Origin of the sequence: Pseudomonas sp. TWR2-1-1 (genome assembly GCF_049897045.1) — a bacterium.
Classification (GTDB): domain Bacteria; phylum Pseudomonadota; class Gammaproteobacteria; order Pseudomonadales; family Pseudomonadaceae; genus Aquipseudomonas; species Aquipseudomonas versuta.
Genome location: NZ_JAFCVM010000001.1, coordinates 315,189 through 332,229, shown reverse-complemented (window position 1 = coordinate 332,229; position 17,041 = coordinate 315,189). Strand labels below are relative to the sequence as shown.

11 protein-coding genes are annotated in these 17,041 nt (G+C 60.0%); 6 read left to right on the top strand and 5 right to left on the bottom strand.

The annotated features are described in order from the left end of the window. Positions 1-6: 6 nt before the first annotated feature. The 4 genes from ACP7BO_RS01615 (at position 7) to ACP7BO_RS01600 (ending at position 4,341) form a co-directional block, all read left to right on the top strand. The gene (locus ACP7BO_RS01615) at positions 7-909 is read left to right on the top strand and encodes a glycine betaine ABC transporter substrate-binding protein (protein WP_397455758.1); all 903 of its coding nucleotides are present in this window, start codon (positions 7-9) and stop codon (positions 907-909) included. 15 nt (positions 910-924) lie between these two features. Continuing rightward, positions 925-1,578, top strand: a complete 654-nt coding sequence (locus ACP7BO_RS01610; protein WP_003443798.1) for an ABC transporter permease — start codon at positions 925-927, stop codon at positions 1,576-1,578. Further along, a complete protein-coding gene (locus tag ACP7BO_RS01605; protein ID WP_397455757.1) occupies positions 1,575-2,732 on the top strand; it encodes a betaine/proline/choline family ABC transporter ATP-binding protein in 1,158 nt (385 codons plus the stop codon). The genes ACP7BO_RS01610 and ACP7BO_RS01605 overlap by 4 nt, the downstream gene beginning before the upstream one ends. Before the next feature lie 445 nt (positions 2,733-3,177). After that, positions 3,178-4,341: a type III PLP-dependent enzyme gene (locus tag ACP7BO_RS01600; protein WP_060690702.1), complete on the top strand. Its 1,164-nt coding sequence runs from the start codon at positions 3,178-3,180 to the stop codon at positions 4,339-4,341. A 109-nt stretch (positions 4,342-4,450) separates the two neighbouring features. On the opposite strand, the gene ACP7BO_RS01595 is transcribed toward ACP7BO_RS01600, so the two are convergent. Next, positions 4,451-5,200 (bottom strand): tetratricopeptide repeat protein, encoded by a 750-nt coding sequence (locus ACP7BO_RS01595; RefSeq protein ID WP_426208290.1) that lies wholly within the window; start codon positions 5,198-5,200, stop codon positions 4,451-4,453. Between the two features lie 2 nt (positions 5,201-5,202). Further along, positions 5,203-5,883 carry a Fe2+-dependent dioxygenase gene (locus ACP7BO_RS01590; RefSeq protein ID WP_426208288.1) on the bottom strand — a complete coding sequence of 227 codons (681 nt, stop codon included), beginning with the start codon at positions 5,881-5,883 and terminating at the stop codon, positions 5,203-5,205. 218 nt (positions 5,884-6,101) lie between these two features. Between ACP7BO_RS01590 and ACP7BO_RS01585 the strand changes: the two genes are divergently transcribed. Continuing rightward, positions 6,102-8,405 carry a TonB-dependent receptor gene (locus ACP7BO_RS01585; RefSeq protein WP_426208286.1) on the top strand — a complete coding sequence of 768 codons (2,304 nt, stop codon included), beginning with the start codon at positions 6,102-6,104 and terminating at the stop codon, positions 8,403-8,405. A gap of 282 nt (positions 8,406-8,687) precedes the next feature. After that, a complete protein-coding gene (locus ACP7BO_RS01580; protein ID WP_426208284.1) occupies positions 8,688-11,222 on the top strand; it encodes a PepSY domain-containing protein in 2,535 nt (844 codons plus the stop codon). 90 nt (positions 11,223-11,312) lie between these two features. Here the strand turns inward: ACP7BO_RS01580 and ACP7BO_RS01575 are convergent, their stop codons facing one another. From ACP7BO_RS01575 to ptsP, 3 genes are read right to left on the bottom strand one after another with little or no spacing between them, the layout of a single operon-like run. Beyond that, complete coding sequence (locus tag ACP7BO_RS01575; protein WP_397455752.1) at positions 11,313-13,049, bottom strand: PTS fructose-like transporter subunit IIB; 1,737 nt, start codon at positions 13,047-13,049, stop codon at positions 11,313-11,315. 11 nt (positions 13,050-13,060) lie between these two features. Next, positions 13,061-14,002, bottom strand: a complete 942-nt coding sequence (pfkB, locus tag ACP7BO_RS01570) for a 1-phosphofructokinase (protein WP_426208282.1) — start codon at positions 14,000-14,002, stop codon at positions 13,061-13,063. After that, positions 14,002-16,863 carry a phosphoenolpyruvate--protein phosphotransferase gene (gene ptsP / locus ACP7BO_RS01565; protein ID WP_426208280.1) on the bottom strand — a complete coding sequence of 954 codons (2,862 nt, stop codon included), beginning with the start codon at positions 16,861-16,863 and terminating at the stop codon, positions 14,002-14,004. Before ptsP ends, pfkB begins: the two co-directional genes overlap by 1 nt. Positions 16,864-17,041 lie beyond the last annotated feature (178 nt).

Genomic DNA, 17,041 nt, shown 5'->3' with positions numbered 1-17,041 from the left:
ATACGCATGAAAAAATTAAGCTTGTTTTTAGGCTGCATCCTGCTGTTCGCAGGAATTGCCCAGGCCGCAGAAAAACCCCTGGTCCGGATTGGGGCGCGGGTTTTTACCGAGCAAACCCTGCTCGCTGAAATCACCTCGCAGTACCTCAACAACAAGGGCTACAACGCTCAGGTAACCGGCGGGCTGGGCAGCAGCCTGGCACGCAGCGCCCAGGAGTCCGGGCAGCTGGACCTGATCTGGGAATACACCGGCGTGTCACTGGTGGCTTATAACCACGTGACCGAAAAACTCGACAGCGAGCAATCCTTCGAGCGGGTCAAAGAGCTCGACGGTAAAAAAGGCCTGGTCTGGCTGCACCCGTCCAAGTTCAGCAACACCTATGCCCTGGCGCTGCCAGAAAATGTGGCCAAGGAACACCCGGAGATCAACAGCATCAGCGATCTGAACAAGGCCCTGCGCGACCCGGCGAATAAAAACGCCCTGGTGTCACTGGATACCGAGTTCGCCAATCGCTCCGACGGTTTGATTGGCATGGCCGAGCTGTATGACATGGACCTGACCCGCAAAAACATTCGGCAAATGGACGCAGGCCTGGTCTATACCTCGCTGAAAAACGGCCAGGTGTTTGCCGGGCTGGTTTACACCACTGACGGTCGCCTGAGCGCTTTCAACCTCAAGCTGCTCGACGACGACAAGCATTACTTCCCGGATTACACCGCCGCTCCCGTGGTACGCAAAGCCTACCTGGACCAGCACCCGGACCTGGCTGAGCTGCTCAAGCCACTGGCGGAACTGTTTGACGACGAGACCATGCGCCAGCTCAACGCCCGGGTTGACGTTGACCACGAAAGCCCGTCCCGGGTAGCCGCAGACTTCCTGCGCCAGCACCCACAGCTTTTAGCTAACTGACCCGGAGGAAAAGACATGGAATTTCTAAACGCCTTTTCCAACATGGACTGGAATCAGGTCATGCACCTGACCCTGCAACACATTGCGCTGGTCGGGATCGCCGTAACCCTGGCCATTGTGGTTGGCGTACCGCTGGGCGTACTGATGACGCGTTTCCCGTCACTGGCCGGTCCCATGCAAGCCAGCGCCACCGTGTTGCTGACCATCCCCTCGATTGCCCTGTTCGGCCTGCTGCTGCCGTTCTATTCCAAGTTCGGCCAGGGCCTGGGCCCGATGCCCGCCATCACCGCAGTGTTCCTGTACTCACTGCTGCCGATCATGCGTAACACCTTCCTTGCCCTGACCGGCGTGGAACCGGGCATACGTGAAGCCGCCCGCGGTATCGGCATGACCTTCGCCCAACGCCTGCGCATGGTTGAACTGCCAATCGCAGTACCGGTGATCCTGGCCGGTGTGCGCACCGCCGTGGTGATGAACATTGGTGTAATGACGATTGCCGCCACCATCGGTGCCGGCGGTCTGGGTGTACTTATTCTTGCTGCAATCAGCCGTAGCGACATGTCGATGCTGATCGTCGGCGCGGTACTGGTCAGCCTTCTGGCCATCTTCGCCGACCTGCTTTTGCAATGGCTGCAACGCACGCTGACTCCAAAAGGATTACTCAAATGATCGAACTTCAAAACCTCAGCAAGACCTTCCAAAGCAACGGCAAAGATGTAAAAGCCGTGGACTCGGTAAGCCTGACCGTCAACGAAGGCGAAATCTGCGTGTTCCTCGGGCCTTCGGGTTGCGGTAAAAGCACCACGCTGAAAATGATCAACCGCCTGATCAAGCCAACCTCCGGCAAGATCCTGATCAACGGCGAAGACACCACCGACCTCGACCCGGTCACCCTGCGCCGCAACATCGGTTATGTGATCCAGCAGATCGGTCTGTTCCCGAACATGACCATCGAGGAGAACATCACCATCGTTCCGCGCCTGCTGGGCTGGGACAAGCAAAAGTGCCATGACCGTGCCCGCGAACTGATGAGCATGATCAAACTTGAGCCCAAGCAGTACCTGACCCGCTACCCGCGTGAATTGTCGGGTGGTCAGCAACAGCGTATCGGCGTGATTCGCGCCCTGGCCGCCGACGCACCGCTGCTATTAATGGATGAGCCGTTTGGTGCGGTCGACCCGATCAACCGCGAGATGATCCAGAACGAGTTCTTCGAGATGCAGCGCGCGCTGAACAAGACCGTGATCATGGTCAGCCACGACATCGATGAAGCGATCAAGCTGGGCGATAAGATCGCCATCTTCCGCGGCGGCAAGCTGCTGCAGATGGATCACCCGGACACCCTCCTCGCCCACCCGGCCGACGACTTTGTCAGTAACTTTGTCGGTCAGGACAGCACGCTCAAACGCCTGTTGCTGGTCAAGGCCGAAGACGCGGCAGACAACGCTCCGTCGGTCAGCCCGGAAACACCGGTGGCCGAAGCACTGGAGTTGATGGACGAACTGGACCGTCGCTACGTGGTAGTCACCTGCGCCGACAACAAGGCCATGGGCTACGTACGCCGTCGCGACCTGCATCGCCAGACCGGCACGTGCGGCCAGTTCCTGCGCGAATTCACCGCCACCGCCGCATCGGACGAACACTTGCGCATCCTGCTGTCGCGCATGTACGAGTTCAACCGCTCGTGGTTGCCGGTAATGGATGCAGAACGGGTATTCCTCGGCGAAGTGACCCAGGAATCCATCGCGGCCTACTTGAGCTCCGGCCGCTCGCGCGGGGCCAAGACCAGCATTGTTTCGCCGGCTGATATTGCCACAGCCTAGACAACCGATCCTGTGGGAGCAGGCTTGCCGGCGATGCAAACAACGCGGTTTTACTGACAGACCGTGCAGATGCCATCGCTGGCAAGCCAGGCTCCCACAGCAGGGCACAGCTCCTCGCTCCCCTCCAAATCTCCTCCTGCGGGAACATCACTCCGTCATCAAGGTCGGTTACTTAAATAGCCGATATTGAGTCCCCGACGAACTCGTGCAAAAACGCGACATTTTTTGTTGATCAATGCGCAATCACGCCCTAAAGTTCGCGCCGAACATCCATGCTGGAAACGATCCATCCGGCTCAAGTACTGACGACGAGACAGCAAGGTCCATTTACCTTATTTGCTTTCGGCGGACATGCCTTGGGAAGTAGGCGAACCAAAGTGGGGATACGGAGGATGTTCAGTTGCGCCCATTTATTTATGACGTTTGCCACTAGGAGTCCCTCAGCATGTCGATTCAGGTCGAAGACTATTACGCGCGCGATACCTTCAATAAAATGAAGGCCTTTGCCGACACCCAGGAAACCCCGTTCGTGGTGATCGACACCGCCATGATCAGCAAGGCTTACGATGACCTGCGCGCGGGCTTTGAATTTGCCAAGGTGTACTACGCGGTCAAGGCCAACCCGGCAGTCGAAATCATCGACCTGCTGCGCGACAAGGGCTCAAGCTTCGACATCGCGTCGATCTATGAACTGGACAAAGTGATGGATCGGGGCGTGTCCCCGGATCGCATCAGCTACGGCAACACCATCAAGAAGTCCAAGGACATTCGCTACTTCTACGACAAAGGCGTGCGCCTGTTCTCCACTGACTCCGAAGCTGACCTGCGCAACATTGCCAAGGCTGCCCCGGGTTCGAAAATCTACGTGCGCATCCTCACCGAAGGCTCGACGACGGCTGACTGGCCGCTGTCGCGCAAATTCGGCTGCCAGACCGATATGGCCATGGACCTGCTGATCCTGGCCCGCGACCTGGGCCTGGTGCCTTACGGTATTTCGTTCCACGTGGGCTCGCAGCAACGCGACATCAGCGTGTGGGACGCGGCTATCGCCAAGGTCAAAGTGATCTTCGAACGCCTCAAGGAAGAAGACGGCATTGTTCTCAAGCTGATCAACATGGGCGGTGGCTTCCCGGCCAACTACATCACCCGCACCAACAGCCTGGAAACCTACGCTGAAGAAATCATCCGCTTCCTGAAGGAAGACTTCGGTGACGACCTGCCGGAAATCATCCTCGAGCCGGGCCGTTCGCTGATCGCCAACGCCGGTATTCTGGTCAGTGAAGTGGTACTGGTTGCGCGTAAATCGCGTACCGCCGTCGAGCGCTGGGTTTACACCGACGTGGGCAAATTCTCGGGCCTGATCGAAACCATGGACGAAGCCATCAAGTTTCCGATCTGGACTGAAAAGAAAGGCGAGATGGAAGAAGTCGTCATTGCCGGCCCGACCTGCGACAGCGCCGACATCATGTATGAAAACTACAAATACGGCCTGCCACTGAACCTGGCTATCGGTGATCGCCTGTACTGGCTTTCTACCGGTGCTTACACCACCAGCTACAGCGCAGTTGAATTCAATGGCTTCCCGCCGCTGAAATCGTTCTACCTGTAAGACCCAGCCCATAAAAAGCCCATGACCTGTCATGGGCTTTTTTGTGCCTGTCACCTGTAGGAGCGAGCTTGCTCGCGAGCTGTTCAAGGGCTCGCGAGCAAGCTCGCTCCTACAGAATTTCGGCTGCCCGCTGCTGGTAAGCCGTGGCCAATGCCCGGATTTGCGGGTGCCGGGCATTCAACAAGGTCACGCTCGCAACCTTGAGAAACTTGAGGTTGCCTCCTGCCAGCGCGCGCTCAAACCAGAACAGTGCCTGATCAATATTCCCCGACTCGGCCAGCACCGAGGCATGGCTGAATTGACCACGAAAGTCCCCCCCTTCAGCCGAGCGCCGGTACCACAGACATGCCGCCTCTTTATCAGCGGGGCAATGCACGCCCTCCTCCAGGTAACGCCCCAGCAAGTTCATCGATTTGGCATGCCCCAACTGCGCCGCCCGGGCGTAATAACGCTGAGCCATGATCTGGTCTTGCTCCACGCCGCGCCCGGTGGCCAGCAAGTTGGCGTAGTTGTACATCGCCCAGTCCAGCCCGGCCTCAGCGGCCTGGCGATATTCCAGGCTGGCCAGGGTCAAATCAACCGGCCCGCCCCAGCCATGCTCCCAGCACCGACCCAGCATGTTGCGCGCCATCAGGTGATCCGCATTGGCGGCAATCTGGAACCAGCGCCGGGCCAGGGCCGGGTCGCGCTCAATCCCCTGACCATCGAGCAGAATCTGCCCCAGCAATGCCTGACCGTCGACGATGCCTTGGCGGGCCGCGAGCAAAATCGCCTGCGCCGCACGCGCCGGGTTCTCAGCGAGCATGGCTTTGAGTTGCTCACCGTCGAGCACTTCTTCACGACGCAATTGAAAAGGCATCCCTAGACCTCGGCCCAGCGGCGCAACAGGTTGTGATAAGTGCCCGTGAGCTGGATCAGCGAGGGGTGGTCTGGTACGTCGCGGGTCAGTTGCTGAATGGCGTTATCCATTTCAAACAGCAGCGTGCGCTGGCTGTCTTCGCGCACCAGGCTCTGGGTCCAGAAGAACGACGCATAGCGTGCGCCACGGGTGACGGCATTGACCTTGTGCAGGCTGGTTCCCGGGTACAGCACCATATCGCCTGCAGGCAATTTGACCTGCTGCACACCGTAGGTGTCCTGGATCACCAGCTCGCCACCGTCATAGTCATCGGGGTCGCTGAAAAACAGGGTGGCCGACAAGTCAGTTCGCACTCGCTCAGGGCTGCCCTTGGGCTGGCGCACGGCGTTGTCGATATGGAAGTCGAAACTGCCGCCGCCGGTATAGCAATTGACCAGCGGCGGGAAGACCTTGTGCGGCAAGGCTGCCGACATGAATAACGGGGTTTGCCACAGTCGCTCAATCATTGCCGCGCCAATCTCCTGCGCCAACGGATGCCCTTCGGGCAACTGCAGGTTGTGCTTGGCCTTGGCGGACTGGAAGCCGGCGGTGATTTTGCCGTCGGCCCACTCGGTCTGCTCCAGTGCCTCGCGGATGCGCCGCACTTCTTCACGGGAAAACAAGCCGGGAATATGCAACAGCATGGCGCGCTACCTGATAGCAAAGGGGTGGCAATGGTATTGATTCTTATTGATTGTGTAAAACCCTGTTAAGGCACGCGTAGACGAATGAGTGTGAAAAAACCGTAAAGGGTAATTGTAAAGATTGTAAATTTAGCGCTAATAGTAATTGATCTCAATTGATACAAGGAATTGTTTGCACTATATTTCGCGGCTCAAATTCTGGGGGAAGGGATCTTCACATGTCGCGCCAACTTATAAAAATACCGGTCAGCTCACCGCGTTTACTGGCTTCGGCTATCGGTGTCGCGATTACCGCGACCTCTGCAGCCCATATGGCCCAGGCCACCGAAAGCACTGACAGCAAAGCACAGGGCAACAGTATTTCCCTGGGCGCGACCACGGTTTCAGGCGAGCAAACCGAGCAGTCCTATCAGATCGAAAAAGCCGACTCCCCGAAGTACACCGCCCCCCTGATTGATACCCCCCGCTCGATCACAATCATTCCGCAACAGCTGATCAAGGACACCGCCGCGACTTCCTTGCAAGATGCGCTGCGCACTGTTCCGGGCATCACGTTCGGCGCAGGCGAAGGCGGCAACCCCCAAGGCGACCGTCCGTTCATTCGCGGCTTTGACGCCCAGGGCGACACCTACCTGGACGGCGTGCGCGATACCGGCGCCCAGACCCGCGAGATTTTCGCAGTCGAGTCCATTGAAGTCGCCAAAGGTCCTAACTCGGCCTTCGGCGGTCGCGGCGCAGCCGGCGGCACCATCAACATGGTCAGCAAAAAAGCCCACTTGGGTAATTCGTTTGACGGCGGCTACACCTGGGGCTCGGACCAGACCCAACGCTATACCCTGGACGGTAACTACCAGTTCAGCGATACCGTTGCCGGTCGTCTGAACCTGATGAGCCACGAAAGCAATGTGGCCGGTCGTGACCAGGTCAATTACGACCGCTGGGGCATCGCCCCTTCGTTGGCGTTTGGCCTGGGCACCGATACCCGCGTCAACGTCGATTACTACCACATGGAAAGCAACGACCTGCCGGACTCGGGCATTCCTTACGGTTTCTCGGTGGGTAAAACCCATACCGCAGCCAGCCCGGACAAACCCAACAACGGTGGCGACAGCAGCAATTTCTACGGCCTGAAAGATCGTGACTTCCGCAAAACCCGCGCCGACATCACGACCCTTTCTGTCGAGCATGACTTCAGCGAAGACCTGCACATCAAGAACACCCTGCGCCACGGCAACACCTTGCAGGACTACATCCTCACCCAGCCGGACGACAGCAAAGGCAACGTCAACAACGGCAGCGTCTGGCGCCGGGCCAACACCCGCGTAAGCAACACCGCCACCACCACCAACCAGACCGATCTGTTTGGTGACGTGTATATCGCCGGATTCAAAAACAGCTACTCCACCGGTATCGAACTCAGCCGCGAGACCAACAGCAAGTCGTCCTACACCGTCAACACCAGCACCACGCCGGGCACCGCTGGCGGCACTAGCTGCACCCCGGGCATGATCGGTGCTCCAAGCGACTGGAACTGCACATCGCTGGGCAACCCGAACCCGAATGACCCGTGGAACGGCTCGATCGCCCGCAACTATGCCGGCACTGACAGCGCCAACACCACGCGCGCCATTTACGCGATGGACACGCTGGAACTGACCCCCGAGTGGCTGCTGAACATGGGCCTGCGTTACGACCACTTCGAGACCAAGTACAAGTCCTATACGGCCGCTGGAGCAACCACCTACAAAGGCTCCGACACCAGCGATTTCTTCTCCGGTCAACTCGGCCTGGTGTGGAAAGTCCAGCCTAACGGCAGCATCTACGTGTCTTACGCCACCTCGGCGACCCCACCGGGCGCGATGCTGGACAGCAATGAAACCAACCCGTTGGCTGGCACCCCGGATCGCACCGGCAAGATTCTGGCCAGCGACATGGAACCGGAAGAAACCACCAACTATGAGCTCGGTACCAAGTGGGATGTGTTCAATGACCGCCTGTCCTTGACCGCCGCCATCTTCCGCACCGAAAAAGAAAACACCCGGGTGCAGACAGACGCTGACACTTACGAAAACGCCGGCAAAACCCGCGTCGACGGCATCGAGTTGTCTGCCTCCGGTAAAATCACCGAGCAATGGCAGGTATTTGCCGGCTACACCTATCTGGACGGCAAGCAGCGCGATGGCGGCCCTTTGAACAAAGCCACCGATGGCAACCAATTGCCTAACACCCCGAAAAACAGCGCCAGCCTGTGGACCACTTATGCCATCACACCCAAGCTGACCATCGGTGGCGGTGCGTTCTACGTGGATGAAGTCTTCGGTAACGTCGCCAACTCGACTTACGTTCCGGCTTACACCCGCTACGACGCAATGGCCAGCTACAAGCTGACCAAAAACGTTGATCTGCAACTGAACGTGCAAAACCTGACCGACAAGACTTACTACGACAAAGCCTTTTCGACCCACTTCGCCAACCAGGCGGCGGGCCGGACAGCCCTGTTGACCACCAGCGTTCATTTCTGATGCCAACGTAGCCATGGTCACTGGTGGGAGCTGGCTTGCCAGCGATGGAATCAATGCGATCCAGGAGCAGCACCTTGTCGCTCGCATCGCTGGCAAGCCAGCTCCCACAGAAGAGATGCAACACGCTGGCGACCGCATTCCTTGATTTGCCGGCATGAGCTAAAAGCCCCGTCCATTTATGGCCGGGGCTTTTGTGCGCAGGACCACGGGCCAAAACCCGAAATAGACGAACACGGCAAACTGCGCCGTGAAGCATTCCATTGAGCGAGCAAGGCGGTCGTCGTGTTTAAAAAAACACTGTTTCAGCTGCACTGGTTTTTCGGCATAACCGCCGGATTGATCCTGGCCCTGATGGGCTTTACCGGTGCGACGGTATCGTTTCAGGACGAACTGCTGAGTTTGCTCAACCCTTCGGTGCTCAAGGTCGAGAAACTCGACAGCGGCACCCTGCCACCGGCCGAGCTGGTGCGCAGGGTCGAGGCCACCGAGGGCAAACAGGTGTCGATGCTGTGGGTCGCAGTGGGCAGTGACGACGCCGCGCGGATCTTCTTCACCCCGCCTGCGGGCGAACGCCGTGGCCAACTGCGCTATGTCGACCCTTACACCGGCACCTATAAAGGCGATGCCAGTGGCCAGGGGTTCTTCGACCTGATGCTGCAACTGCACCGCTTCCTGGCCATCGGCCAAACCGGTCGCCAGATCACAGGCGCCTGCACCCTGATGCTGATATTTTTCTGCCTCTCGGGCTTGTACCTGCGCTGGCCGCGCCAGGCACTGAACTGGCGCACCTGGCTGACCCTGGACTGGGCAAAAAAAGGCCGCAGCTTTAACTGGGACCTGCATTCCGTAGCAGGCACCTGGTGCATGATTTTTTACCTGCTGGCCGCCCTGACCGGCTTGTCGTGGTCCTACGAGTGGTACAACAAAGGCCTGCAAAAACTGTTCTCGGACTCACCCAACAGCCAACAACGCAAAGGCGGTCGCGGTCAGCCCGGCCCCGCAGGACCGGCTCCGGTTGCTGATTACGATGCTATCTGGGCCACTATCCAGCAGGCGGCCGGGCCACAACTGAGTATGTACAACGTGCGGATGCCGCCGGTGGCCGGGCAGCCGGCCACGGTTTTTTATCTGCGCAGCGACTCACCCCATGAGCGCGCTTTCAACCAGATCGTGCTCGACCCGGTCTCTGGCGTGATCAAAAAACACGAGCGCTACGCTGACAAAAGCTACAAAGCGCAATTGCTGACCAGCATTTACGCGCTCCACGTGGGCAGTTACTGGGGCATTCCGGGGCGCATTCTGGTGACCATCGCCAGCCTTTGCATGCCGTTGTTCTTCATTACCGGCTGGTTGCTGTACCTGGACCGACGCCGTAAAAAACGTCAGATCAAACAGGCCCGTCAGGGGTTTGCCGCGCCAGGCAGCGATGCGTCGTCCTGGCTGATCGGCTTTGCCAGCCAGAGCGGTTTTGCCGAACAGTTGGCGTGGCAGACCGCCGGGCAATTACAGGCCGCCGGTTTACCGGTGCGGGTGCAACCGTTGGCGACTGTCAGCGAACAGGACTTGCAGCAGGCCAGCAATGCACTATTTGTAGTCAGCACCTTTGGTGATGGCGAAGCCCCCGACAGCGCCCGTGGCTTTGAACGCAAAATTCTGGGCCAGCCTTTAAAGCTGAGCCAGCTCAACTATTCGGTGCTGGCGCTGGGAGACAGTCAATACCCGCATTTCTGCGGCTTTGCGACCCGGGTACAGCAATGGCTGAGCCAGCGTGGCGCGCAATCGCTGTTCAGCCCGGTCCAGGTCGACAGTGGCGACCCGCAAGCGCTGCATCACTGGCAGCAGCAGCTCGGCCAACTGACCGGAGGGGCGCCAAGCGCCAACTGGCAGGCCCCGGGTTACAACAACTGGACCCTTGAGCAACGCCAACTGCTCAACCCGGGCAGCAGCGGCGCCGGGGTTTACCTGCTGGGACTCAAGCCCCCCCGTGCCAGCGACTCATGGCAGGCAGGTGATCTGGTCGAAGTCATGCCTAGGCAATCGCCTGCAGCGATTGAACATTTTCTGCAAGGTCTGGGGTTGTCCGCCGAGGCACAGGTTCAGCTTGACGGTCTGCAGGAGTCCCTGGCCCAGGCTTTGGCCGGGCGCCAGCTACCGGACAGTCGCGGGCATCTGGTGGGCATGCATGCTCAGGCCTTGGTCGACGCCCTGATCCCTTTGCAGATGCGTGAATACTCCATTGCCTCGATCCCCGAAGACGGCCTGCTGCAATTGATCGTGCGTCAGGAACGCCATGCCGATGGCAGCCTGGGCCTGGGTTCGGGCTGGCTGACGGAACATGCAAATCCGGGTTCTGCCATCAGCCTGCGGGTGCGCCGCAACAGTGGATTCCATCTGCCCGCCGAACCTTGCCCGCTGATTTTGCTGGGCAATGGCACGGGGCTGGCGGGGCTGCGCAGCTTGCTCAAGGCGCGCATTGCCAATGGCCAGCAGCGTAACTGGTTGTTGTTTGGTGAGCGCAATGCCGCCCACGACTTCTACTGTCGCGATGAACTGCAGGGCTGGCTGGCCAGTGGTGATCTGGCGCGGCTGGATCTGGCGTTTTCACGGGACCAGGCGCACAAGGTGTATGTGCAGGACCGCTTGCGCGAATCCGCAGACGAAGTACGTCGATGGCTGGCAGACGGTGCCGCTATTTATATCTGCGGCAGCATGCACGGGATGGCGGCGGGCGTGGACCAGGCCTTGATCGACATGCTGGGCGAGCAAGCGCTGCAAGCATTGATCGAGCAAGGGCGTTATCGGCGGGATGTGTATTGAACCAGGTGCCTGACACCCTGTAGGAGCGAGCTGGCTCGCGAGATGTTCAAGGGCTCGCGAGCACCTTCGCTCCTACAGGTGTTCAAGGCCTCAAGCCTTGGCTGTCTCCAGCGCCATTTCAGCCGGTTCCGGTCGTTTGATCACTGCATACACCACTGCCGTGACCAGGCTACCGGCCACAATCGCCAGCAAGTACAGCAGCGCGTGATTGATCGCATTCGGGATCAGCAGCACGAACAAGCCACCGTGCGGCGCCATCAGCTTGCAGCCGAAGTACATCGACAGTGCACCGGTCAAGGCCCCGCCCAGAATGCTCGCCGGAATCACCCGCAACGGGTCTTTGGCGGCGAACGGAATCGCACCTTCGGAGATAAAGCACAGTCCCAGCACCAGCGCGGCTTTACCCGCCTCGCGCTCGGTCTGGGCAAACTTGCGACGGGCAATGAAGGTCGCAATCCCAAGGCCGATAGGCGGCACCATACCCGCAGCCATTGTTGCCGCCATCGGGGCATAACTCTGTGAGGCCAGCAGCCCCACCGAAAAGGCGTAGGCCGCCTTGTTGATCGGGCCGCCCAGGTCGACGCACATCATTGCGCCCAGCAATACGCCCAGCAAAATGGCGTTGGTGGTGCCCATGCTGTCGAGGAAGTGGGTCAGGCCTTCGAGCATGCCGGCCACAGGTTTGCCAACCACATAGATCATTACCAACCCGGTAAACAGGCTGGCAAACAACGGAATGATCAGGATCGGCTTGAGGGCCTCAAGGCTCTGCGGCAGTCGCGCATAGCGGTTGATCGCCTTGGCGCAATAACCGGCGATAAATCCGGCAATGATCCCGCCAATAAACCCGGCACCCAGGGTGCTGGCCAGCAGTCCGCCAATCATCCCCGGTGCCAGGCCTGGACGGTCGGCAATCGAGTAGGCGATGTAGCCCGCAAGCAATGGCACCATCAGTTTGAACGCTGCGTCACCACCAATCTGCATCAGTGCCGCCGCCAGTGTTCCGGGCTCTTTATAGGCCGTAATACCGAATACAAAGGACAGGGCAATCAGCAAACCGCCCGCCACCACCATCGGCAGCATGAACGAAACGCCGGTCAGCAAGTGCTTGTAGACCCCGGTTTTCTCTTGCTTGACCGGGGCAGAACCACCCGCCGCTGCAGTCTCTTCCCGGCCTTCGCTCAAGGCTTTGTTCAGTGTGGCTTCGGCTTGCTTGAGGGCAATACCGGTGCCGCAGCGGTAAATCTTCTTGCCGGCAAAACGCTCGGTCGGCACTTCGATATCTGCCGCCAGCAATACCACGTCGGCCTCGCTGATAGCCTGCGCGCTCAGCGGGTTGCGCGCCCCCACCGAACCCTGGGTTTCAACCTGCAGCTCGTAGCCCAAACGCTTGGCCGCCTGCTGCAAGGCTTCGGCCGCCATAAAGGTGTGCGCCACCCCGGTCGGGCACGCGGTGATGGCAACGATTTTCGGTGCATGCTGCGGGCTCTGAGCCTCCATCGAGACAGGCGCCGCGACATACACCTCGGCTTCTTGTGCACCGCGCAGCAGTATCGCCTCTACATCCTGCAGGGCCTGGGCCGGAGTGCTCTGGAACACGCGTTTGCCGATAAATCGTTGCATGTCCAGCGGTGTACTGCTGACTACCAGAACCCACTGCGCTTCGTCGATGGTTGCCTTCGACAGCTGGCGTTCCGGATGTTTGGGGTCATGCACTTCAACGCTGGTGCTCCAGCCCTGACGTTGCGCCGCTGCATCCAGTAAACGGGCACACAGTACGCTGGTAACCATGCCGTTGGGGCAGCCCGTCACAATGGCTAATTTCATGTGCAGTCCTCTTATTCTTTTGTCAGGGGGCAAACGCTGACGCCGCTTTCAAGCGTCGCCAGGTGCACCGCATCGCTGATGCCAAAACCGATTTGAGTGACCGCCATCGCGCCAATGGCGGTGGCAGTGCGCAAAGTCTGTTCGGGGGAGTGGCCGCTGAGCAGGCCGTGCAGCATCCCCGCCAGCAGTGAATCGCCGGCACCCACGGTGCTGGCGACACGAACCTTGGGCGGCAGCGCCTTGAGGGCAAATGCCGGGTTGAACCAGTTCACCCCTTCAGCGCCGTGGGAAATCACCACATGCTCAACGCCCTGGGCTTGCAGTTGCTCGGCCGCAGCGACCTGCGCCTCAAGGCTGGCGATGTCGTGCCCCAGCGCGGCGCTGAGCTCTTCGGTATTGGGTTTGATCAGCCAGGGGCCCGCGCTCAAGCCTTGCTTCAAAGCTTCGCCACTGGTGTCCAGGACTACTTTCAGGCCACGGGATTTCAAACGTCGCACCAGTTCACATAACCACTGCGCACTGATGCCCCGGGGCAAGCTGCCAGCGACCACCACCGCGTCATGGCCAACGGCAATCTGATCGAGCTTGTCGAGCAAAGCTTGCTGCGCCAGCTCACTGACCAGCGGCCCCGGCCCATTGAGGTCGGTCACGCGGCCATCATCTTCGGCCAGTTTGATGTTGCTGCGGGTTTCACCGGGTACGCGGATAAATGCATCGGCAAACCCACGGCTGGCAAACAAAGCGTTGAACGCCGATTGATTGTCTTCACCGAGAAAACCGCTGACGGTGACGGTGTGGCCCAGGTCGGCCAGTACCTGGGCAACGTTCACGCCCTTGCCCGCGGCATGGGTCAGCAGAGCCTGACTGCGATTGACTTCGCCCGGGTGCAGATGCGCCAGGCGTACGGTCAAGTCCAGGGCCGGGTTAAGGGTGACGGTCAGGATTCGGGCCATCAGAGCGCCTCCACCAAGGCCCGAACTTCGTCCGGGCTGCCAACACTCAAGGCCTGAGTGGCCAGGGTCTTGAGGCGCTCCATGCTCAATTCGCGAACCCGCGCCTTGACCTCTGGAATACTGCGCGCAGACACGCTCAACTCATCCACACCCAGACCGACCAGGACCGGTACCGCCAGCGGATCGGCCGCCAGCTCGCCGCACACACCGACCCATTTGCCATGGGCATGGGCGGCACGCACGGTGATGTCGATCAGTTGCAGCACTGCCGGGTGCAGGCCGTCAGCCTGTGCCGACAGGGTCGGGTGGCCACGGTCGATGGCCAGGGTGTACTGGGTCAGGTCGTTGGTGCCGACGCTGAAAAAGTCCACTTCTTTGGCCAGTACCGGGGCCAGCAACGCGGCCGACGGCACCTCAATCATGATCCCCAGTTGCAAGTCCGCCACCGGGATTTCCAGGCGCAGACGTTCGGTCATGTCGCGGGCTGCGCGCCATTCGGCCACGCTGCCAACCATCGGAAACATGATGCGCAGCGGGCGGTTGTCGGCGGAGCGCAACAAGGCGCGCAACTGGCTTTCCATGATTTGCGGACGTTGCAACGTGAGACGAATGCCCCGCACACCGAGAAACGGGTTTTCTTCTTTCTCGATCGGCCAGTACGGCAGCGGTTTGTCGCCGCCAACGTCCAGGGTACGGACCACCAAAGGGCGTCCGTCCAGGCCATCGAGGACCCGCCGGTATTCGGCTTCCTGGGTTGCTTCGTCCGGCGCCTGGGTGTGCGCCATGAAAATCAGCTCGGTGCGCAGCAGGCCAATGCCCTCGGCGCCCTGCTCGACCGCACTGGCAACACCTTTGCTTTCGCCGATGTTGGCAAACACTTCGACCGCATGCCCGTCCAGAGTAACGGCCAGTTCGTGACGTTGCTTGGAAGCAGCCTCCAGGCGCTGTTCACGGTTGTCACGCTCAGACGTAGCGCGCTGCAAGGCGTCGGCATCCGGCGCAACATGCAGGCGACCCCGCTGGCCATCAATCAATAGTTGAGTGCCGGGCGCCAGCAGCAACACCGCTTCGCCAGCCCCGACCAAGGCCGGAATCCCCAAGGCACGGGCCACAATCGCGCTGTGTGCGGTGGCTCCGCCGCGGGCAGTCAAAATGCCTGCGACCCGCGCCGGGTCAAGGCGCGCCACATCAGACGGGCCCACTTCGTCCATTACCAGCACGTAGGGTTGATCCGGCTCGGCCGGCGTTTCCACGCCACACAACTGCGCCAGTACACGGCGGCCAATGTCACGCAGATCCGCCGCGCGCTCGGCCAGCAATGCATCCTGCAATGACTCTTGCTGACGTGCCGCCGCCTCGATCACCGCCATCCAGGCCGCTTCGGCGCTTTCGCCCTGCTTGAGCCGGGTATCGACTTCGTCGGTCAGTTCCGGGTCGTCGAGCATTTCCTGATGGGTGATGAAAATTTCCCGAATCGCCTTGGACTGGCTGCGCTGAATCAGGCCTTCGATATCCTGGCGCACTTCGCCCAGGGCTTTTTGCAGACGTTCTCGTTCAATCGCCGCCGATTCGCCACGCAGTGGGTAGTCGAGGATTTGCAGCACTTGAATGTGCGCCGGGCCGATGGCGATCCCGGGCGCAGCGGCGATAGCCTGGATCACGCTACCGTCAGCGGGTGCGGTGATCAGCGTGGCGATTTCGGCCACCACTGGCGCTGACTCGGCCAGGATCGGCAACGGCTCGACCTCTTCGCCCAAGCCTTCTTCAATGGCCGCCAATATGGCCGGCAATGCATCGCCGGCAATGCCCGGTTCGGCGACAAATTCCAGTACCTGGCCACGACGTGCACCCAGGCTGAGCAATTTACTCAGGCTCTTGGCCGAAACCGCCGACTCCTCGCCATCAACAATTCGTACGCGAATTTCGCCATCAAAGCTTTTCGCCAATTGCGCCAGTATTTTGGCCGGGCGCGCATGCAAACCGTGGGCGTTGGCCAGGGTGATGCGGGCACTCGGCCAGTCGGCAGGCAACTCGCCACCCAGGGCTTCCAGTACTGCACGACTGCTGGTAGCACGCCCCAGTTCATGGCCACGACCTTCAATCAGCAGCGCGCACAAACGCTCAAGCAATGCCTGATGGGCCTCCCCCAGGCTGGCCAGGCAGAACAGCCCGCTGAGGGGCTGGCCCAGATAGCGCATCGGTTTGTCCGGGGTAACGAACGCCAGGCCCGGACGCTTGACGGTCTGCTCGCTGTGCAACCACCACAGGCCATCGCCCAGCGGCAATGCATCCACTTGTTGCAGCACCGCAGCAAAGCCATTGCTCACGCAATCGGCCTGACGCAACAGACGTGCACCACGCCATACCAGTTCTTCGAAGTCATCAGCGGACACGCCGAGGCTGATCATTTGGGCATCCAGTGCCAGTTCTTGTGGCGCCCCCTGGAGCAGCTTGAGCAAGGCTTCGGCGGAGCTGGCCCGGCGCAATGCCTGGCCCAGATCGGTTTCGCCCAGTGCCCGGGTCAGCAATTGCAGCAAGCGCAAATGCTCGTCGGACTTGGCCGCAATGCCAATCGCCAGGTACACGATTTGACCATCGCCCCAGTCGACTCCCTCCGGGAACTGCAACAAACGCACGCCCGTGGCATGCACCAGGTCGCGGGTTTCAGGTGTGCCGTGGGGGATAGCAATACCCTGACCCAAGAAGGTCGAGCCCTGAGCCTCACGCGCCTGCAAGCCCTTCAGATAACCTTCGGCGACCAAACCGTCAGCGACCAGCTTATCGGCGAGCAGTTGCAGCGCTGCAGACTTGTCCACAGCCGTTTGGCCCATGGAAATCTGCTCTATGGTGAGCTCGAGCATGCGTTCTCCTTTTCCGGCGCTCTATGGCACCAGGTATTGTTTTGAATTAAGTCAGCGTAGATCGCTCCCCCCCGTGAGGCGTGAGTCAATGTATGGCAAGCACATTGCACTCAGGGGTAGAGGTCCATTAAAAACGCTTGCTGAAACGTTTAATCAAGAATGCCCGGCACGTTACTGC